At 38.3% G+C, this 19,639-nt stretch carries 17 protein-coding genes; 8 read left to right on the top strand and 9 right to left on the bottom strand.

Annotation, left to right across the window (positions count from 1 at the left end; genetic code table 11):
• Window positions 1-12 precede the first annotated feature (12 nt).
• Together AABB81_RS05670 and msrA are read left to right on the top strand one after the other, a co-directional pair.
• Window positions 13-1,047, top strand: a complete 1,035-nt coding sequence (locus tag AABB81_RS05670) for a threonine aldolase family protein (protein ID WP_342159193.1) — start codon at window positions 13-15, stop codon at window positions 1,045-1,047.
• Between the two features lie 167 nt (window positions 1,048-1,214).
• Window positions 1,215-1,754 carry a peptide-methionine (S)-S-oxide reductase MsrA gene (msrA, locus tag AABB81_RS05665; protein ID WP_342159192.1) on the top strand — a complete coding sequence of 180 codons (540 nt, stop codon included), beginning with the start codon at window positions 1,215-1,217 and terminating at the stop codon, window positions 1,752-1,754.
• A gap of 33 nt (window positions 1,755-1,787) precedes the next feature.
• Here msrA and hemN read toward each other — a convergent pair whose 3' ends face one another.
• Genes hemN through hemA form a run of 6 tightly spaced genes read right to left on the bottom strand, consistent with a single transcriptional unit; the run spans window position 1,788 to window position 9,380 of the window.
• Window positions 1,788-3,149 carry an oxygen-independent coproporphyrinogen III oxidase gene (gene hemN / locus AABB81_RS05660; protein WP_342159191.1) on the bottom strand — a complete coding sequence of 454 codons (1,362 nt, stop codon included), beginning with the start codon at window positions 3,147-3,149 and terminating at the stop codon, window positions 1,788-1,790.
• Window positions 3,150-3,171: 22 nt separating this feature from the next.
• Window positions 3,172-4,197 (bottom strand): uroporphyrinogen decarboxylase, encoded by a 1,026-nt coding sequence (hemE, locus tag AABB81_RS05655; RefSeq protein WP_342159190.1) that lies wholly within the window; start codon window positions 4,195-4,197, stop codon window positions 3,172-3,174.
• Window positions 4,198-4,249: 52 nt separating this feature from the next.
• Window positions 4,250-5,545: a glutamate-1-semialdehyde 2,1-aminomutase gene (hemL, locus tag AABB81_RS05650; RefSeq protein WP_342159189.1), complete on the bottom strand. Its 1,296-nt coding sequence runs from the start codon at window positions 5,543-5,545 to the stop codon at window positions 4,250-4,252.
• A gap of 25 nt (window positions 5,546-5,570) precedes the next feature.
• Window positions 5,571-6,536, bottom strand: coding sequence for a porphobilinogen synthase (gene hemB, locus AABB81_RS05645; RefSeq protein ID WP_342159664.1), 966 nt, complete (start codon window positions 6,534-6,536; stop codon window positions 5,571-5,573).
• A 14-nt stretch (window positions 6,537-6,550) separates the two neighbouring features.
• Window positions 6,551-8,128, bottom strand: coding sequence for a hydroxymethylbilane synthase (gene hemC / locus AABB81_RS05640; protein WP_342159188.1), 1,578 nt, complete (start codon window positions 8,126-8,128; stop codon window positions 6,551-6,553).
• Window position 8,129: 1 nt separating this feature from the next.
• Window positions 8,130-9,380: a glutamyl-tRNA reductase gene (gene hemA / locus AABB81_RS05635; RefSeq protein ID WP_342159187.1), complete on the bottom strand. Its 1,251-nt coding sequence runs from the start codon at window positions 9,378-9,380 to the stop codon at window positions 8,130-8,132.
• Between the two features lie 353 nt (window positions 9,381-9,733).
• On the opposite strand from hemA, the gene hemH reads away from it, so the two are divergent.
• From hemH to AABB81_RS05620, 3 genes are read left to right on the top strand one after another with little or no spacing between them, the layout of a single operon-like run.
• Window positions 9,734-10,753, top strand: coding sequence for a ferrochelatase (hemH, locus tag AABB81_RS05630; protein ID WP_342159186.1), 1,020 nt, complete (start codon window positions 9,734-9,736; stop codon window positions 10,751-10,753).
• A gap of 10 nt (window positions 10,754-10,763) precedes the next feature.
• Complete coding sequence (locus AABB81_RS05625; RefSeq protein WP_342159185.1) at window positions 10,764-11,312, top strand: CopD family protein; 549 nt, start codon at window positions 10,764-10,766, stop codon at window positions 11,310-11,312.
• A gap of 6 nt (window positions 11,313-11,318) precedes the next feature.
• Entirely contained in the window at window positions 11,319-11,585 is a 267-nt protein-coding gene (locus AABB81_RS05620) for a hypothetical protein (protein WP_342159184.1), read from the top strand.
• On the opposite strand, the gene AABB81_RS05615 is transcribed toward AABB81_RS05620, so the two are convergent.
• The gene (locus tag AABB81_RS05615) at window positions 11,578-11,883 is read right to left on the bottom strand and encodes a DUF6787 family protein (RefSeq protein ID WP_342159182.1); all 306 of its coding nucleotides are present in this window, start codon (window positions 11,881-11,883) and stop codon (window positions 11,578-11,580) included. The genes AABB81_RS05620 and AABB81_RS05615 overlap by 8 nt on opposite strands.
• 151 nt (window positions 11,884-12,034) lie before the next feature.
• Between AABB81_RS05615 and AABB81_RS05610 the strand changes: the two genes are divergently transcribed.
• The gene (locus AABB81_RS05610) at window positions 12,035-13,336 is read left to right on the top strand and encodes a dicarboxylate/amino acid:cation symporter (protein WP_342159181.1); all 1,302 of its coding nucleotides are present in this window, start codon (window positions 12,035-12,037) and stop codon (window positions 13,334-13,336) included.
• A 50-nt stretch (window positions 13,337-13,386) separates the two neighbouring features.
• Window positions 13,387-15,198 (top strand): M61 family metallopeptidase, encoded by a 1,812-nt coding sequence (locus tag AABB81_RS05605; protein ID WP_342159180.1) that lies wholly within the window; start codon window positions 13,387-13,389, stop codon window positions 15,196-15,198.
• Between the two features lie 37 nt (window positions 15,199-15,235).
• Here AABB81_RS05605 and AABB81_RS05600 read toward each other — a convergent pair whose 3' ends face one another.
• Window positions 15,236-16,240, bottom strand: a complete 1,005-nt coding sequence (locus AABB81_RS05600; RefSeq protein ID WP_342159179.1) for a 3-oxoacyl-ACP synthase III family protein — start codon at window positions 16,238-16,240, stop codon at window positions 15,236-15,238.
• Between the two features lie 257 nt (window positions 16,241-16,497).
• Here AABB81_RS05600 and htpG point away from each other — a divergent pair, with 257 nt between their 5' ends.
• Window positions 16,498-18,408: a molecular chaperone HtpG gene (gene htpG, locus AABB81_RS05595; protein WP_342159178.1), complete on the top strand. Its 1,911-nt coding sequence runs from the start codon at window positions 16,498-16,500 to the stop codon at window positions 18,406-18,408.
• Between the two features lie 275 nt (window positions 18,409-18,683).
• On the opposite strand, the gene AABB81_RS05590 is transcribed toward htpG, so the two are convergent.
• The gene (locus tag AABB81_RS05590; protein ID WP_342159177.1) at window positions 18,684-19,385 is read right to left on the bottom strand and encodes a M15 family metallopeptidase; all 702 of its coding nucleotides are present in this window, start codon (window positions 19,383-19,385) and stop codon (window positions 18,684-18,686) included.
• Window positions 19,386-19,639: the final 254 nt, after the last annotated feature.

Here is a 19,639-nt window from a genome sequence, read left to right as displayed (position 1 = left end):
AATTTAACCGTTATGATTAAGGAAGAAATAAACCTGATAAGTGATACCATCACCCGTCCTACCAAAGAAATGCTGGCCTTTATGATGAAGGCGGAGGTAGGAGATGATGTCTTTAATTCGGATCCCACTGTTATTGAACTTCAGCAAAAAATATCGAGTTTATTTGGTATGGAGGCAGCCCTGTTTTTCCCCAGTGGAACAATGGCCAATCAAACGGCTATTAAATTACATACTCAGCCTGCTGAACAATTAATTTGTGATAAGTGGTCGCATGTGTATAATTATGAAAGTGGCGGGGCGTCATTTCATTCAGGTGTTTCCTGTAAACTCATTGATGGAAACAGGGGTATGTTCAAATCCAATCAATTAAAAGAGGTGATCAATGATCCAAAGCAGTATTACCTGCCATTATCCAGTCTGGTTGTGGTGGAAAACACAACCAATAAAGGTGGTGGCGCCTGCTGGGATTATGCTGAATTAGGGAAAATTCAGCGGATATGCGCTGAAAATGGCCTGTCTTATCACCTTGACGGAGCACGTTTATTCAATGCCCTGGTCGCTAAAAATCAAACACCTGCCCAGTACGGGAAGTTATTCGATTCTATTTCAATCTGCCTGTCAAAGGGCCTGGGAGCGCCAATAGGCTCATTATTACTGTCTTCAGAAGAGAATATTCAAAAGGCTATCCGCATCAGAAAGTTATTTGGCGGAGGCATGAGGCAGGTGGGGTATCTCGCTGCAGCAGGTATTTATGCTCTTGATCATCATGTGGATCGATTGAGTGAAGACCATCATAGGGCAACGAGCCTTGGTGAGGCGTTGAAAAAATCTGACTGGGTGGCTAAAGTAGAGCCTGTTGAAACAAATATCATTATTTTTCAATTACACAAGGAGCTTGATGAAATGTTGTTTTTGAGTGAGCTGGAAAAGCACCGGATCAGGATTATATCCATGGGGGAGGGCAAATTGAGAATCGTGACCCATCTTGATTTTACCGATGCGATGCTTGAAAAGGTTGTACATGTTCTCGAGCATATGCCAATATGAATAAATCAGTACATGAGAAGAAGCTTAAAATAGGTTAATTTTGTAATGTTATGGTTCTTTGGTCGTCAGAGATTAAAAAAAACTGAAAGATGAAAAAAGTGAGATTTGTTTTACCTTTGATTTTAATACTAACAATAAGTTTATCCGCTCAAAAAAATAGTAAAAATATGAATGATCAATTGGCTGTGGCCACTTTTGGAAATGGATGTTTTTGGTGTACAGAAGCCATATTTCAACAATTAAAGGGGGTGGAAACTGTTCTTCCCGGATATACGGGAGGTGAAGTAAAAAATCCTACTTATAAGGAAGTCTGCACGGGCTCAACCGGACATGCTGAAGCGATACAGATTACCTATGATCCTGCAGTCATTTCTTACCGGGAATTACTGGATGTATTTTTCTATACGCATGATCCCACAACCCTTAACCGACAAGGTGGTGACGTGGGTACCCAGTACAGGTCTGCCATTTTTTTTCACAATAAAGAGCAAGAATCTGATGCAAAAATTATTATTGCCCAATTAACTGAAGAAGGTGTTTATGATGATCCGATTGTTACAGAAGTTTCGCCTATTGATGTATTTTATCAGGCCGAAGACTATCACAGGAATTATTATAAAAACAATAAGAATCAGGGCTATTGCAGGGCTGTGATCAATCCCAAGTTAGACAAATTCATGAAGAAATACGGTTCCAAGACCAAATAACAGCTTTTAACACAGGGCGTTTTTGAACGTCAATCAAATCGTCATTGAAAAGATCCTGGTTTCGGGTTTGTTGTTGATCAACCTCAGGTCAAATGCCATGCATATGTTTCTTACGAACATCCGTCCTGCCTCTTTAACGATGAGTTTGTTTTCTGACAATTCTATAAGTCCGTCTTCAAAGATCTCACTTAATCGATCTAAAATTCCTGCTTTGGTGTCTTCGTCAAGATCAAGGTTCCATTCAGTCTCTAAATTACACATTAAATTCAGGATGTGTTTTCTGATGATAAGGTCGTTCTTACTGAGTAAATGCCCCCTGAAAATTGGAATAATGCCTTGATTCACTTTTTCGGTATAAGCTTCAACTGATTTTTCATTTTGAGCAAAAGCATACCAGGAATCACTGATCGAAGACATGCCCAGGCCGATCATAAGTTCGGTCTTTCCGGCAGTATAGCCCATGAAATTCCTGTGCAACTTTTTCGATTCCATTGCCTTGTAAAGCGAATCACTGGGCAAGGCAAAGTGATCCATACCAATTTCAACGTAGCCTGCATCAAAGAAAAGTTGTTTACCCAATTCGTATAAATGACGTTTTTCCTTGTCTTTTGGAAGGTCATTATCATCAAATCCACGTTGTCCGACACCCTTGATCCAGGGAACATGTGCGTAGCTGTAATATGCTATACGATCAGGTTTTAGCGCAATTGTGTTCTTAATGGTGTTTCTTATGCTTTGTTCATTTTGAAAGGGGAGACCAAAAACCAGATCATGACTGATAGAAGTATATCCGACTTCTTTTGACAAATTGTGAATTCTTTCTATCTGTTCAAAACTTTGAACTCGGTTAATCGCTTTTTGAACTACCGGGTCGTAGTCTTGAATTCCAAAACTGTTTCTGCGGGAACCCAAATCAAACAGGGTTTTTAACTGATCCTCAGACGTATGGTTAGGATGCGCTTCATAGCTAAATTCAAAATCGTCAAATTTATCGGCCCTTTTGAAAATTCCATCGATTAATTTCTTTAGGTTTTCTGAAGAAAAGAAGGTCGGTGTGCCTCCGCCCAAATGGATTTCCCTGATCTTAGGCCTGTCAACCAATAGGTCGCAATACAGGTCCCATTCTTTTAGCAGGGTTTCAATATAAGGTTGCTCAACACTGTGCCGCTTGGTGATTCTTTTATGGCAGGCACAAAATGTGCACAAATTTTCGCAAAAGGGTAAATGGATGTACAAGCTAATGCCTTCAAGATCGTTACTTTCCTTAAAGGCCTTCACTGTGGTTCGTTTCCAGTCTTCAAGATCGATACCCTCCTCGTCCCAAAACGGAACTGTTGGGTAACTCGTATATCTTGGCCCTGGAATATTGTATTTTTGGATGAGTTCTTTATTCATTTCACGGTTCTTATATGACCTGTTAAGCCTTGTATTCTTTTACTGCATCAATAAATGCCTTGGCATGATCCAAAGGAATATTAGGCAAAATGCCATGCCCTAAATTTACAATATATTTATCTTTTCCAAAATCATTGATCATTTGAGTCACAAGCTTTTTAATTTCTTTTGGCGGTGACAATAACCTTGAAGGATCCATGTTTCCTTGTAAAGTAACACTGTTATGCGTAAGTTCACGAGCTGTTTTAGGGCTAACTGTCCAGTCAACACCCAAGGCAGACACCTTTGATTTTGACATTTCTTCCAAAGCAAACCAGCATCCTTTACCAAAAGCGATAACAGGGGCTTCTCCGTGAAGTGCATCAACAATTTGTTTGATATATCTCCAAGAGAATTCCTGATAATCAGCAGGTGAAAGCATGCCTCCCCAGGAATCAAAAACCTGAACGGCATCAACACCAGCCTTAACTTTTTCTTTTAAATATGCTATTGTGGTATCGGTAATTCTTTGAAGCAATTGATGTGCGGCTACAGGTTGGGTAAAACAAAATTCCTTCGCTTTGTCAAAAGACTTGGAACCCTGGCCTTGAACGCAATAACAGAATACCGTCCAGGGCGAGCCAGCAAAACCAATTAAGGGAATTTCATCATTCAGCATTTCCTTGGTCATTTTTATTGCTTCCATCACATAACCTAATCGTTCGTTGATGTCGGGTAAGATGGTTTGATCGACGTCTTTTTGCGATCGAATCGGATTTGGCAGGTATGGGCCAACCCCGGGTTTCATTTCAAAGGGAATGTTCATCGCCTGAGGAACCACCAGAATATCCGAAAACAATATGGCTGCATCCATTCCGTATCTTCGAATGGGCTGAACCGTAATTTCAGATGCAAGTTCAGGAGTTTGGCACCTTGTAAAGAAATCATATTTTTCTCTAATTGCAATAAATTCTGGTAAATATCTACCCGCTTGTCGCATCATCCAGACTGGAGGTCTTGAAACGGTTTCGCCCCTTAAGGCTCTTAAAAATAAATCGTTTTTGATCATAATTATAATGCTGTATCACGAAACAGTATATACTGTTTTCTCTATCTAATTTTTATTTTTGTTTCTCTGCTACTTTTGCCATGGATATATCGATCGCTTGTTCGATCTTTTTAAGATCTGCTTTTCCTAATGCTGATGAAAGAAACCACGCTTCAAATTGGGAAGGTGGCAAAAACACGCCATGCTCCATCATCTGCCAGAAGAATACCTTAAAGTTTTCAGTATTGCACGATTGAGCAGATTTAAAATCTGTAACCTCCTGTTTTGTAAAAAAGACATTGACCATCGATCCAAAATGGTTTACCTGGATGTCAATACCATGTTTTTCGGCTGATTCAAGCAACATCGCCTTGATTTTTTTAGCTTTTTTGTCAAATGATTTATAAGGATTTTGTCTTTTTAGCTCTTTTAATGTGGCAATTCCACATGCCATGGCAATCGGGTTACCCGACAGAGTTCCTGCCTGATACATGCCACCTAAAGGCGCTACTAATTCCATGATTTCGTTTCTTGCTCCATAAGCCCCCACAGGAAATCCACCACCGATCACTTTTCCAAGACAGGTGATATCGGCTTCAAATCCCAATAATTCCTGAGCGCCTCCAAATTTCGATCGGAACCCGGTCATGACTTCATCAGCTATGAGCAGAATCCCCTTATCTCTGGTTATGGTTCGCAGGTCGTCAATAAAAGCCTGATCAGGTGTTACCACACCCATATTGCCTGCAATGGGTTCAATGATAACGGCTGCGATATCATTCTGGGCATCCATGTGTTTTTTAACACTGTCGAGATTGTTGAATTCTGCGATCAATGTATTTTTTACGGCTTCGTCCGGAACACCTTTGCTCCCTGGCATACTCAAAGTGGCCAAACCTGATCCTGCAGCAACTAGCAAGGCATCCGAATGACCGTGATAACAACCCGAAAATTTTATAATCTTATTATGTCCGGTAAAAGCTCTGGCAAGCCTTATAGCACTGAGCACAGCCTCTGTACCCGAATTGACAAAGCGGACCTTATCCATGCCTGGAAATGCGTCGCAAACTATTTTTGCAAGCTTGATCTCCTTATTGGTTGACGCACCAAAAGTGTATCCCTTTTTAAGAGCTTTCTTTATGGACCTCTCTACTTTTTTATGTCGATGGCCGAGAATCATCGGACCATAGGAAAGGACAAGGTCTACATATTCATTTTCGTCAACATCAAAGATCCTGCTTCCTCTGGCGTGATCGATAAAAACGGGTACACCACCAACCGACTTAAACGCCCTGACAGGCGAATTCACGGCGCCAACAAGATGTTTTTGACCTTTTCTGAACAGTTCTGCAGATTTTTCTAATTTCATTATTTGATTATTTCGTTAGCGATTTTTATTTTTTCAAGAGCAGTTTTGCCACATCTTTTGCAAAATAGGTTATAATGATGTCTGCACCTGCTCTTTTCATCGAAAGTAAACTTTCCATCATAACTCTTTCTTCGTCAATCCATCCTTTTTCCGACGCAGCTTTTATCATTGAATACTCTCCACTCACGTTGTAACAGGCAACGGGGCGATCAAAATTGTTTTTAATGTCGCGGATGATATCGAGATAAGAGAGTGCCGGCTTCACCATTAAAATATCAGCACCTTCCTGATCGTCAAAATTCGCTTCTCTCAGAGCTTCATCACGATTTGACGGATCCATTTGATATGTTCTTCGGTCGCCAAAACTTGGTGTAGAATCTGCCGCGTCACGAAACGGTCCATAAAAGGCAGAAGCGTATTTAACGGCATATGACATGACGGGAAGGTTTGGAAACCCTGATTCATCCAGGGCTGTGCGTATAGCAGTAATCATTCCATCCATCATTCCTGAAGGAGCAACCATGTCAGCCCCGGCTTTAGCATGGGAAATAACCTGTTTGGCCAAATTGACTAAGGTTGCATCATTGTCTACATCGTTGTCATTAATGATTCCGCAGTGTCCATGATTCGTGTATTCGCAAAAACAAACATCCGTAATGACATATAAATGAGGATAGTGCCTTTTTATAAAGCGAATTGATTTTTGAATAATCCCCTGATCGTTCCAGGTTTCTGAGCCAACCTCATCTTTTGAACTTGGAATGCCAAATAGAAGAATAGCCGGTATGTCTAATTGACTAACCTCATCAAGTTCTTTTGAAAGTTTGTCGAGGGAGAATCTTTTGATGCCGGGCATAGAAGTAATCTCAGTTTCGATATCTTTTCCTTCCTCAATAAAAACAGGATAGATAAGATCACTGACTTGAAGGCTGTTTTCTCTGACAAGCCTTCTGATATTTTCGGTTTTTCGAAGTCGCCTTGTTCTGTTTATCATAATCTAATTTACTATATAAAATATGAATTTACCTCATTCAGTAAACTGTCAACTGACGGTTGTTTAGCTTCCACAACAGTTTTAAAATGCTTCTGTGCCTCCTTGGCAGTTGTGGCTCCGATGCAAAATGCTACTTCCTGATCAACACTGTTTTTTGTAAGATAACTTTCGATTCCAGAAGGGCTGAAAAATAGCAGCCCTTGATACTTTTTCGTGAGTTGATCAGGAGTCAGTATGGTCTGATATGTGATAACTTCATGTAAACTGATTCCATTACGCTTAAGAATGCCGGGTAATTCATCTCTTCTTTTGTTACCGCAAAAATAGGTAATCTCTTCTTTTTTAATGTGATCTACCAGATATTCGGCCAATTTTGCAGCTGAATTCTCAACATGTGCAACTTTTCCTATTTTTCTTTCAATCAGTCTTTTGGTTCTTCTTCCTACACAATATATATTGTCAAAATTAAGTTCTGAGGCCATAAAGCTATCGGTTATTCCTTCTACTGCGTTTTGACTTGTAAAGATTACGTGTTTTATAGGTTGTTTTACAACAGCCGCTTTGATCCGGTTGAACCTGATCGTTATAAAATCACTCATATCAGTTCCTATGTTCTGATTGAGGATGCTTTTTTGGGCAATGGACAGGTTTTTTGTAGAAAAAATATTGATTTCTTTCTCGACTTCACCTTTTTTCCTCATTATTTTTTTACCACCCCGATCCAGAATATAATTCGCTGCAAACGATGCGAGATCTGAAATATGATTTACAGGCACAGTCTTTGAAAATTCTATTTTCTGTTCTCCATCGTCACTAAACAGTGCTCCTTTAAACTTCAATTCTTCGTCCTTGATCATGGCAAGAGCACCGATCGGGGCAGAACATCCTCCTTCGAGTTTATTGAGGAAATCTCTTTCTACACCCACACAAATTTCAGTTTCCTTATCGTTGAGTTCTGCACAAATCTCAAGTAATTCCTTGTCTTTTTCAAGCGCTGCAATCATAACAGCACCCTGTGCCGGAGCAGGAATCATCCAGTCAAGTTTCAAAAGATTATCAGGTAAGAGCCCAATCCTTTTAAGCCCTGCCATGGCGAAAATTGCGCCATTCCAGTCATTTTCCTTTAACTTCCTCAACCGGGTATTTACATTCCCTCTCAAACCTGTAATTTCATGGTGAGGAAACCTATGCAGCCATTGTGCCTTGCGTCTTAGGCTACCAGTGGCAATCACGGCTTTTTTTCTCGTAAAGAATTCCTCATCAGTTTTTAATGCAAGAATATCATGGTGCAAACCTCTTTTAAGAACTGCAGCCTGCACGATGCCTTTGGGCAATACTGTAGGAACATCTTTTAATGAATGAACAGCAATATCGATTTTGTCATTCAACAAAGCCACATCAAGGTTTTTTGTAAAAACACCAGTAGTTCCAAGTTCATATAATGGTTTATTAAGAACAGCATCTCCAATTGAATCTATCTTTACGATTTCAGTGTCATGCCCGAGATATTGCAGTTGATTAGAGACAGTATCTGCCTGCCAAAGTGCCAATTCACTGGACCTGGTTCCAATTCTAATAATTTTTTTCATATTAATGTTCTGTAGCCTCTAAATTAAAAACGTCCTTCATCACTTTGATACTCTGATTGGCCTGGGTGTTTTCTGATTTAAGATGCATGGCAAATTTAGATACAATCTTATTGATCATTTGAGATGTGACGTCTTCAATAAGTTCAGCATCCATGTCTTGATGCTTTTTAGAATGTGAAGAAATGGCGTCCTGCTGTATGACTTCCAGGGATTTTTTAAGAGAATTTATTGCGGGAGTACTTCGTCTAAACATTAGCCATTCGTAAAATTCAGATTTATACTTTTTAATAATTTTTTCTACCTGTGGAATTTGCTGCTTTCTTTCCTCAAGTGTCTTTTTAGTTTTCTTCGATAAAACATCTACATCTATTACCTTGACATTTTCCTTATCATTGATTTCAGGGTCGGCATTTCTGGGAATCGACAAGTCAATAATGAGCTTTTTCTTTTCCTCCGAGATCATGTCTGAAGTTACGGTTGGATTCGAAGCTCCGGTTGCAACGATAACAATATCCGAAAACCTGACCTGCTCACTTAAGTCATCGTGTTCGGCAACCTCTAAACAAACTTCCTCTGCCAATTCTTTCGCAACACTTCCCGTGCGGTTGATCACAGTGATATGGTGAGCCTTTAAATATTTAGCACAACTTCTGGCAGTACTTTGTCCGATGTCTCCCAGGCCATAAACAAGAATGTTTTGTGGATTTTTTTTGCTGTAATTTTCCTTAATATACTGAATCGCGGCGTAGGATACGGTAGTAGTCCCTGAACTAATACTTGTTTTGTTTTTCGTTTCCTTACTCGCGTGTAGCGCTACATTAAAAAGCCTTTCAAGATATGCATTAACAGTATCAGCTTCTTTTGCCATGGCAAAAGCATCTTTTAGCTGGCCTACAATCTCATAATCACCAAGTATCTGACTTTCAATTCCGGTGGCGATTCTAATCACATGTTCGGCAGCATCACTATTTTTATACACATATGAAACTTTGGCAAATTCTTCAACAGTACCTTTTGAATATTTACACAATAAAGAAATCAATTGAAATGGGTGCTTGGCAAATCCCATGATTTCAATGCGATTACAAGTAGACAGGATGACAACACTTTTTATATTGATCTTTTTTGCCTCAGATAAAAGCTGCTTTTGATTTTCTTTGCTCAGACTAAAATTACTTCTTGTAACGACATCCGCTTTTTGGTAATTTAATCCAATAACATAGAACTTTTTGCAATCTGAATTTTTCGTCATATCAGGATGATTCTTTAAATCGTAGTTTGTATTATTATTGTCAATAAATTCAAACCAAAATTACGCTACAAGAATTTTTTAAACCATGATTTTTATCATATTCTAAACCCATAGTATTAATTGTCAATAAATACGGTAGACTACAATGAATATAGGTGGTTTCATAAACAATAAAAAAAACTGTATCAGACAAAAATAGATAGATAGCACGGGAAAAGATATCGCTTGAAATAAAAAAAATAACGATAAAAGTTAAAAGCCGTATGAGAAAAAAAATTACATCATATACAAGTTTCAAGATTGAAAACTATTATATTTACGCTTCAAATTTGTAAAATTTAAAGAGCTTTAATTTGGGAAAGAAAGGTGTGTTGTTGGTAAATTTAGGATCTCCGGATAGTACCGAAGTAAAAGATGTGAGGCGCTATCTGGATGAGTTTTTAATGGACGAAAGAGTTATTGATATTCCGTATTGGAAAAGGTTTTTATTGATCAAAGGAATCATTTTGAACGTTCGGCCAAAAAAATCTGCTGAGGCCTATAAAAAAATCTGGTGGAAAGAAGGATCTCCGTTGGTGGTAATTTCAGAAAGATTTACTAAAAAAATTCGAGACAAAATTGACCTTCCCGTGGCTTTGGGGATGAGATATGGTTCAATGAGCATGGAAAAAGCATTCCGGGAATTACAAGAACAAAACGTTACTGACGTGTATTTGGTTCCTCTTTATCCTCATTATGCTATGTCATCTTTTGAAACAGTTGTCGAGAAAGCCAAGGAGTTACTTGAAGACTCTTTTAAGGAAATGCAAATGGACGTTATGGCTCCATTTTATGATAAACCTGATTATATTAAAGTGATGGCCCAGCATCTTTCCAAGGAGTTGGAAGGATTTGATTACGATCATATTTTGTTTTCATATCACGGAATTCCCGAAAGGCATATTTATAAGGGTGACCCGACCGGATCCCATTGTAAACTCAATGGAACCTGTTGTGAAATTAAATCAGAAGCTCATAAGACCTGTTACAGGCATCAGTGTTTTGAAACCACAAAAGGTGTAGTAAAAGAACTTGGGTTAAAAGAAGGAACATATAGAAACTCTTTTCAGTCCAGATTACTTAAAGACCCTTGGCTAAGGCCCTATACAGATCATGAACTTGAGGCCATGCCGGAACAAGGAATTAAAAAACTGGCTGTAATTACACCGGCATTCGTATCTGATTGTTTGGAAACCCTTGAAGAGATTGCCATGGAAGGCAAAAGCGAGTTTTTATCTTTTGGCGGTGAAGATTTTAAGCATATAAGTTGTTTAAATGATGATGATGCCTGGGTTGAGGTAATGGTTGACTGGATTGAAAAGTGGAAATCTTAAAGGGGTCTTTATGGCATATTTATATGTAAAATCGCTGCATATAATCTTTGTAACTACTTGGTTTGCAGGATTATTTTATATCATTCGTTTATTTATCTACTATAAAGAGTCGGAAGAAAAGGAAGAACCTGCTCAGGGAATTCTTAAAAAGCAATATGTGCTTATGAGTAAAAGGCTTTGGTATATCATTACCTGGCCTTCGGCCGTTTTGGCTACTATTTTTGCGATTTGGATGTTGGTTTTGCAACCTTACTGGCTTGAAGCCAATTGGATGATCATAAAACTGGTGTTTGTGGCCCTGCTGTATGCCTATCATTGGTCATGCCAGGTCATGTATAATCAAATGGCTAAAGGGCACTTGAATTTCTCTTCCTTTGGCCTTAGGATATGGAATGAAGTAGCCACGATTATTCTTTTTGCCTGTGTTTTTCTTGTGGTCCTTAAAACTACCTTAGGTTGGGTTTTTGGCGTAGCAGGCATTGTTGGTGTGTCAGTTTTGCTGATGCTTGGAATAAAATTATACAAACAGATCAGGGCTAAGAGAAGCTGGGATCAGTAAATTCAAATGGAATTACTTACTAAAAAGCAAAAGTTGATCATTGGCATCCTGTTTGATTTGATAGGAATGCTCTCGTATGTTTTTCCCGGTTTAGACGTTGTATGGGCACCTTTATCAGCTTATCTGATGGTGAAAATGTACAAGGGAAATACGGGTAAGATTGGAGGGCTCATTTCATTTTTGGAGGAAGCAATTCCAGGGCTTGATTTTTTCCCTTCATTTACCCTTGTTTGGTGTTATGTTTTCTTAATCAACAAAAAAAGCACTACTTAAAAAAGCGGCCTAATCCCATGCGCTGAAGCATTTTTTTTTCAAAATTCCAGAAAAAAGTAAATTGTCCGAAAATCCATCCTACCAAAGGAAGTGTAATTTGATATATCGGAAAAATCAATAGAATTCTAAAAAGGATATAGAGTAAATAGGGTTTGGTGGTTTCGGGATTCAATCCAAAGAAATGTGTCACAGGGCCTGCAACCCAGGAGGCAAAAGAACCATTAACAGAGAAAACCAAAATAATGGCAATGAGCTGCCAATTAGAACTGATTCCCCATCTTTTTTTTAATTTTTCCATTAAATTCTTTCTTTTCGGCAAATGTAAGTATAATATATAAATCAACAAATTTTGAAAAAGAATAAACCTCTTATGAATATTTCAGGAGAAGTACTTTTTATAAATAACGGCAAGTATTTTTTTTAGTATCTTCCCTCAAAATATCAACATTATGAGGAAATTGGCTTTACACTGGAAAATCTTGTTAGGAATGCTTCTTGGCGTCGCCTTTGGCTTCTTGATGGTCAGTTTCTCCGGAGGAAAGGATATTGTTGAGGATTGGATCAAACCCTTTGGCACCATTTTTATAAATGCCTTAAAATTGATAGCGGTACCGCTGATTTTAGGATCTTTGATTACCGGGGTCTCCGATTTAAAAGACATTTCAAAATTATCAAAAATGGGAGGGAAGACGGTCTTGATTTATTTGATTACAACAGTTGTTGCCGTCACTTTAGGACTGATTTTGGTGAATGTGGTGCGACCCGGTGAATCGATTAGTGAGGAAACCAGAACAGAATTGGTTGCCAATTATTCGCAAAGCACTGAAAAATACAAGGAAGAAGCGGCTAACCAAAAAGAAAGCGGCCCATTAAGGGCTCTGGAAGACCTTGTCCCTGATAATATCATTGGAGCTTCGGGAGAGAATAAAAACATGTTGCAGGTGATCTTTTTTGCGATATTTTTTGGCGTAGGGTTAATTCTGTTGCCTGAAGACAAGGCAAAACCGGTTAAAGATTTTTTCTCCAGTTTTAATGAGGTTATTTTAAAAATGATTGATCTGATCATGCTGGCTGCGCCTTATGGAGTCTTTGCCCTATTGGCAGCGCTCATCGTTGAATCTCCAAGTGCGGATCTTTTTAAAGCACTCGGATGGTATGCCTTATGTGTCGTGTCAGGTCTGTTTCTTATGATTGTATTCTATACAACCTTGGTTATGATCTTTACAGGTAAAAATCCAAAAGAATTTTTAAATGGCATATCTCCGGCGCAACTACTTGCATTTTCGACAAGCTCCAGCGCCGCTACCCTGCCCGTTACGATGGAAAGAGTACATGAGCATTTAGGTGTCGATGAAGAGGTTTCAAGTTTTGTGTTACCCATAGGTGCCACGATTAATATGGACGGCACGAGCTTGTACCAGGCAGTTGCTGCTGTATTTATTGCTCAGGCTTTTGGAATGGATCTGTCGTTGGGAGTGCAGTTAGGCATAGTGGCTACCGCAACTTTGGCAAGCATAGGTTCGGCTGCCGTTCCAGGAGCCGGTATGGTTATGCTGGTGATCGTTTTGGCCCAGGCAGGAATACCTGAAGCAGGATTGGCACTTATATTTGCCGTCGACAGGCCTTTGGATATGTGCAGAACTGTGGTCAATGTGACCGGTGATGCTACGGTTTCGTTGTTGGTGGCCAAATCAGAAAATAAGTTAAGTGAACCCAAGGTCAAGGACTGGGACGATAATTATAAAGGATAGGAACATATTTGTGAATATGACGAAGGAAAATCAATAAAAACTTAAAAGAAATGAAACTTGCTTATTCCATTTTGATTTTTTGTTTAATAGTTTTAGAAACATTTCCCCTCAATGCTCAGGAAAGTGTTTTTCGATATGAGCTCGATCTGACTAAAAAGAACGACGCGTTTAATGTCATTTTAAACGCACCTGAATTAGGACCAGAGGATAAGGTTTACAGTTTTGTGTCATTTGCTCCGGGGGTTCATCAGCCATTGGATTTTGGAAGGTTTATAAGGTTATTCAAGGTTTTTGACAAAAATGGTGAAGAGCTGATGGTGCAAAAAATATCATTGAATGATTTTCGAATTCTTGAACCCGAAAAAGTGGCAAGGATCGTTTATGAAATAGATGATTCGTTTGATATGAGTATTGAGCATCATCCTGTATACCCAATGAGTGGTACGGGTATTACCAAAGATTATACGGTCATTAACACTCATGGTGTTTTTGGTTATTTTGAAAAGCTCAAAGACAGGCCAATTGAGTTAAAACTTAAACTTAATGGCGACCCAAAAGTAGGCACTTCATTACATCTGAATAATAGAGGAGTATATGAGATTGATTCATACTATCAATTCACTGATTCACCCATATTGATTGGAGATAGTTTATCATATGCCTCAGTACTTGTGGATGAAATAAAGGTAGAAGCTTATGTTCATTCAAAAAACAATATTACCGCCTCAATGATTCTGGAGCAGGCCCAACCCATACTGAATGCTGCCAAAGAATTTATAGGCTATTCTCCAGTCGACCGCTACACTTTTTTGTTTTATTTTGCTGATCATCAAGATGTTGATCAAATGAAAGTGTTTAATTTTGGCGGGGCCTTGGAGCATTCGTTAAGCTCTACTTATGCGCTTCCGGATAATCCTGAATATCTGCATTTTCTAAAAGATATTATTGCGCATGAATTCATGCATATCTTGAGTCCGCTTCATTTACACAGTGATGTACTTGCCAATTTCGATTATTCTGATCCGGTTTCTAATGATATGCACGTCTGGTTATATGAAGGGGTCACCGAATGGGTTTCTTATAAAATGCAGCTTACAAATGGATTGGTTTCTTTCCGGGATTATTTAAATTATTTATCTGAGAAGATTAACAAAAGTCAGGATTATAGCAGTGATTACAGTCTTGTAAGAATTAGCAAGGAATGGTCAACCGATGAGGGAAATAAACAATACGGTAACATATATCAGCTGGGAGCGTTAACAGCGGCAATGTTAGATCTGAAGTTACTTGACTTGTCGGATGGTAAGAAAGGCCTTAGAGAAGTATATCTTGAATTGATCTCCGGTTATGGAAAAGATAAACCTTTTGATAATAATGAATTTTTCGATGAATTTGTTCAAATGACCTATCCTCAGATAGCACAATTTATAGAGAGTCATATAAAGAACAATACAGCATTTGATTTTCAAGAGCTTCTGGGGGTTATCGGGGTGACCTATATTGAACAAAGAGAAAATATTGATAAACTTCCTGTCATGGGCCTGATGTGGGATGCTGACAAGGCTGGCAATGTTGTCATTAAGGAGTTTTTACCAGAATACAAGGGAGATCTTTTACAAGTTGGCGACAAAATTGTAAGGGTGCTGAATAAGGATTTTAACAATGCCAATTATAGGGCTATCATGGACAGTATCAATACAATGAAAGTAGGGGATTCTTATACAATTGACATTATTAGGGATGAAAATAAACTCCAGATCACAGAAACCCTTTATACCAAAATTGACCGGCACGTATTGGTCACCAGTGATAAAACTTCTGACAGGGCTTTAAAATTAAGAGCAATACTCCAAAAAAATTAAAGGAAGGCCCCTGTTTATGGTGGCAGAGGTACAGGGCCTACCAGCGCATTAATACGCTACCCCATGTGAATCCACTACCAAAGGCAGCCAGTAAGACAATATCTCCTTCTTTGACTTTTCCTTTTTCCCAGGCTTCGCTAAGCGCAATTATAATAGACGCCGCTGTGGTGTTTCCATAATCCATGATATTGTTATAAACCTGATCATCCCTTAGTTGAAATTTTTGCTGTATGAACTGAGAGATCCTTAAGTTTGCCTGATGCGGAATAAAAAGGTCTATATCGGCCGAAGTCATATTGTTGTTTCCCAAGGCTTCCATGATAACCTCACTAAACCTCACGACAGCGTTTTTAAATACAAAAGTCCCATCCATATAGGGGAAATAAGAAACATCCTCTTCTTTTGAATTCAGTATTTCGGGAACCCAGTGCTTGATGCTTGGTGATTCTACAATGAGTTTGTCTGCAAATTTACCCTGACTGTGAAGATGGGATGAAAGAATACCTTTTTTGTTATCATCGGTTCTTGAAAGGACACAGGCACCTGCTCCATCACCAAATATAACCGATACACCCCTTCCGCGGGTGGTTTTATCCAGTCCGTTGCTGTGGTATTCTGAACCGATTACAAGAATATTTTTATACATTCCTGTTTTGATAAATTGGTCTCCCGTAGACAGGGCATATACAAAACCGGAGCATTGATTTCTAATATCCAATGCGCCAACAGTATCCATATCGAGCATATCCTGTATCTGAACACCACATCCGGGGAAGTAAAAATCAGGACTTAAAGTGGCAAAGATGATGAAATCGATATCATCCTTGGTCATTCCTGCTCTTTCTATGGCGATTTTGGCTGCCTTGGCACCCATGGAGGCAGAGGTTTCATCACTGCCTTCTTTGATCCAATGTCGTTGTTTGATACCTGTTCTTTCCTGGATCCATTCGTCGCTGGTTTCCATTATTTTTGACAGGTCATCATTGGTTACAATATTGTCAGGCACGTAAAAGCCCAGACCGGTAATTTTAGAGTTATACATGGGTAATATTGCTTAGTTTTCAGTTATTTGAAAATGAAGTACTTTCCTTATTTAGGCCTCAATGCCAGTTAGTGAGTTTCGCTTCGTTTTGTTCCAATAATCAAAGATACGCAATTCATTCGATTTTTTTAATGAGGTATATCTTTGATGCAGGATCACTTTATAATGTATTATTATGTCATCTTGTCATAATAGCTTTTTTGGTATTCGTTTTGATTAGGTAAGATGTACATATTAAAATTATAAAGTAAATAATTATGGCAAAAGGAAAAATAAATGTGGCAGTGGAGAATATCTTTCCTCTGATCAAACGGTTTTTATATTCAGATCATGAAATATTTTTAAGGGAATTGATCTCGAATGCCACGGATGCAACTCTAAAGTTAAAACACTTGGCATCCATTGGAGAATTCAAAGGAGATGTAGATAACCTGCAGCTCGAAGTTAAGATTGATAAGGAAGGCAAAAAGCTGCATATTATTGATCAGGGTATTGGGATGTCTCAGGATGAGGTGAAGAAATACATCAATGATATTGCTTTTTCAGGTGCAGAAGAGTTTCTTGAAAAATTCAAGGATGAAAAAAATGACTCTGGCATTATCGGACATTTTGGTTTAGGTTTCTATTCGGCTTTTATGGTAGCTAAGGAGGTTGAGATTCTTACAAAATCATTTAAAGAGGAAGAGGCTGGTGCACATTGGATTTGTGATGGTTCACCCGAATATTCACTGAAAAAAGCAGATAAAAAAGAAAGAGGTACTGAGATTATCCTACATATTGATGATGATTCTTTGGAATTTCTGGAAGAAAGCAGGATCAATGAATTATTGAATAAATACAATAAATTTATGCCTGTTCCTATTAAATTCGGAACCAAGGAGATAGCAGATCCGGATCATGAGCCTAAAACGATCACTGATAAGGATGGCAAAGAAACAAAGGAGGCTCAAAAAATGATCACTGTAGACAGAATCATTAATAATCCGAATCCGGCCTGGACCAAACAGCCAAGTGATTTGAGCGATGAAGAATACAAAAGTTTTTACAGAGAATTGTATCCAATGCAGTTTGAGGAACCGCTATTTCATATTCATTTGAATGTGGATTATCCTTTTAACCTTACCGGGATCCTTTATTTTCCGAAGTTGACCACCAATATCGATGTTCAAAAGGATAAAATACAATTGTATCAAAATCAGGTATTTGTAACTGATAATGTGGAAGGTATTGTACCGGATTTTCTTCAGATGTTAAGAGGAGTCATCGACTCGCCTGATATTCCACTGAATGTTTCAAGAAGTTATTTGCAGGCTGATGGGGCAGTGAAGAAAATTTCGTCATATATCACTAAAAAAGTAGCTGATAAACTGAGCTCTCTGTTTAAGAATGACAGAGAAGGCTACGAGAAAAAATGGAACGATATCAAGATTGTTATTGAATACGGTATGTTATCTGAGCCTAAATTCTTCGAAAAAGCACAGAAATTCGCGTTGTTTCCTACAACAAAAGATGAATATTTTACATTTGAGGAATTTCAGGAAAAAACAAAGGCAGCACAGACCGATAAGGATGGAAATCTTATTATGCTATATGCTAATGATAAAGAGGCACAGCATGGTTTTATAGAAGAGGCTGAAGCAAAAGGTTATGAGGTCTTGTTATTGGATTCTCCGATTATTTCACACTTAATTCAGAAACTGGAATCAGAAGGAGAAAAGGTGAAGTTCGCCAGGGTTGATGCTGATCCTATTGATAAGTTGATTCAAAAAGAAGACGCACAGATATCAAAGCTTACTGATGCTGATCAAGAGAAACTTAAAGGGTATATCGAGGAGATAGTACCAAAAGAAAAGTATTCTGTTCAGTTGGAGGCCATGGATTCAAAGTCTAACCCATTTATTATAACCCAGCCTGAGTTTATGAGAAGGATGAAGGAAATGCAACAAACCGGTGGCGGTGGCATGATGGGAATGGGTGGATTCCCCGAAATGTACAATCTGGTGGTAAATACCAACAATGATCTGATGCAAAAAATCCTAAAGGCAAAAGGAAAGCGAAGTGAATACATTAATCAGGCACTTGATCTTGCCAGGTTATCTCAAAACCTTTTACAGGGTAAGGAAATGACTGAATTTATCAAGCGCAGTTATGATTTGATGAATAACTGATATCCTGCTCCTTAAGAGTTAAAGGGCCCTTTGAAAAGAGGGCTTTTTTTATTTCAATATTATAGCGTGACAACGAGCTGATTGACTGCTGCAATGACTTGCAAATGATTTGTTTTAGATAGATCTATATCGAGGGTTTTGATTTGAAGGTACAGCTGTTGGGGCTTTAAAATAAACAATGCTGCCGAATTGCAGAAAAACCTCTCAGTGGTCATTGTAAACAAAAAGCCCGATTGAATGTTCAATCGGGCTTTGTTTTATCATTATATATATCCTTATTCAATCGGAAAATCAAAATAGGTTTCCGGAAAAGGTTCGTTTATTAAAGTAAAATGCCACCATTCCTGGTCATAAGATTGCCATCCGTGTTTTTCCATTCTTCTTTTCAGCAACAACCTTAAGGAGTGTTGATTCTTTGTGATCGATTGGGTATGTGAAGTATTCGATACTTCATCAAAAAGATCATAAGGACTTCCCATATTAAGGATCTGCTTTGTTTTTAATGAAACAATGGTCAAATCTACGGTACTTCCGCGGCTATGACCTGATTTCATAGAGAGATAGCCTTTAGAAAACAAATCTTTTTTATCAATATTTGGATAATATTGTAATTTCATGGTTGTATCACTTTCATCTTGAGCCCATTTGACAAAATGGTCAGTAGCGCGCTGAGGACGATAGGCGTCATATACAAGCAGTCCAAAACCGAGCCTTTCCAATTCATCCTGAACTTTTTTAAGTGCATACGCTGCATCTTTGGTCAGATAAACCTTAGGTTGGTTATAACCCTCAATGGGTTGGCCTACGAAGTTATTGGATCCATAATACCTTAAATCTGATCTAAGGTTTGGCATGATTTCTTTTAAGTCGATAAAATCTTCTTTCGAAGGCGGGTTGGTAGGCCCCCCATCGCTTAAAGTAGAAAAACTTAGTAGCGCAAATACTACGATACTTTTTAAAATTATATTCAATTTCATTATTGCAATTGTTAAGAATGCTTGTTTAGAACGAAGTTTTAACATTTTTAGTATTTTATTCTCTCAATTTTTTAACATTTGAAGGCTCAGTTTCAAAACGAAAATAATACTTTATCTATTATTACGGTGTTTATCTTGGTAATTTCAGTTGATTGGTTCATAAGTATTGTATTGACTTCATAAATTAGATTCCTTCAGGACTTTGAAAATAAATTGGAAGGGTATACCGATGACCTGTATTTCTAAAAGAATGA

This window comes from Lutimonas vermicola, from assembly GCF_038433205.1.
Classification (GTDB): domain Bacteria; phylum Bacteroidota; class Bacteroidia; order Flavobacteriales; family Flavobacteriaceae; genus Lutimonas; species Lutimonas vermicola.
Note: the sequence above shows the minus strand (reverse complement) of the source record. Positions and strands in the feature narration are given on the sequence as shown.

Excerpts from the sequence above, each read along its gene's own strand:
- AABB81_RS05670 (WP_342159193.1), top strand. The coding sequence starts at position 13 with ATGATTAAGGAAGAAATAAACCTGATAAGTGATACCATCACCCGTCCT.
- msrA (WP_342159192.1), top strand. The coding sequence starts at position 1,215 with ATGAATGATCAATTGGCTGTGGCCACTTTTGGAAATGGATGTTTTTGG.
- hemN (WP_342159191.1), bottom strand. The coding sequence starts at position 3,149 with ATGAATAAAGAACTCATCCAAAAATACAATATTCCAGGGCCAAGATAT.
- hemE (WP_342159190.1), bottom strand. The coding sequence starts at position 4,197 with ATGATCAAAAACGATTTATTTTTAAGAGCCTTAAGGGGCGAAACCGTT.
- hemL (WP_342159189.1), bottom strand. The coding sequence starts at position 5,545 with ATGAAATTAGAAAAATCTGCAGAACTGTTCAGAAAAGGTCAAAAACAT.
- hemC (WP_342159188.1), bottom strand. The coding sequence starts at position 8,128 with ATGAAAAAAATTATTAGAATTGGAACCAGGTCCAGTGAATTGGCACTT.
- hemA (WP_342159187.1), bottom strand. The coding sequence starts at position 9,380 with ATGACGAAAAATTCAGATTGCAAAAAGTTCTATGTTATTGGATTAAAT.
- AABB81_RS05625 (WP_342159185.1), top strand. The coding sequence starts at position 10,764 with ATGGCATATTTATATGTAAAATCGCTGCATATAATCTTTGTAACTACT.
- AABB81_RS05620 (WP_342159184.1), top strand. The coding sequence starts at position 11,319 with ATGGAATTACTTACTAAAAAGCAAAAGTTGATCATTGGCATCCTGTTT.
- AABB81_RS05615 (WP_342159182.1), bottom strand. The coding sequence starts at position 11,883 with ATGGAAAAATTAAAAAAAAGATGGGGAATCAGTTCTAATTGGCAGCTC.
- AABB81_RS05610 (WP_342159181.1), top strand. The coding sequence starts at position 12,035 with ATGAGGAAATTGGCTTTACACTGGAAAATCTTGTTAGGAATGCTTCTT.
- AABB81_RS05605 (WP_342159180.1), top strand. The coding sequence starts at position 13,387 with ATGAAACTTGCTTATTCCATTTTGATTTTTTGTTTAATAGTTTTAGAA.
- AABB81_RS05600 (WP_342159179.1), bottom strand. The coding sequence starts at position 16,240 with ATGTATAACTCTAAAATTACCGGTCTGGGCTTTTACGTGCCTGACAAT.
- htpG (WP_342159178.1), top strand. The coding sequence starts at position 16,498 with ATGGCAAAAGGAAAAATAAATGTGGCAGTGGAGAATATCTTTCCTCTG.
- AABB81_RS05590 (WP_342159177.1), bottom strand. The coding sequence starts at position 19,385 with ATGAAATTGAATATAATTTTAAAAAGTATCGTAGTATTTGCGCTACTA.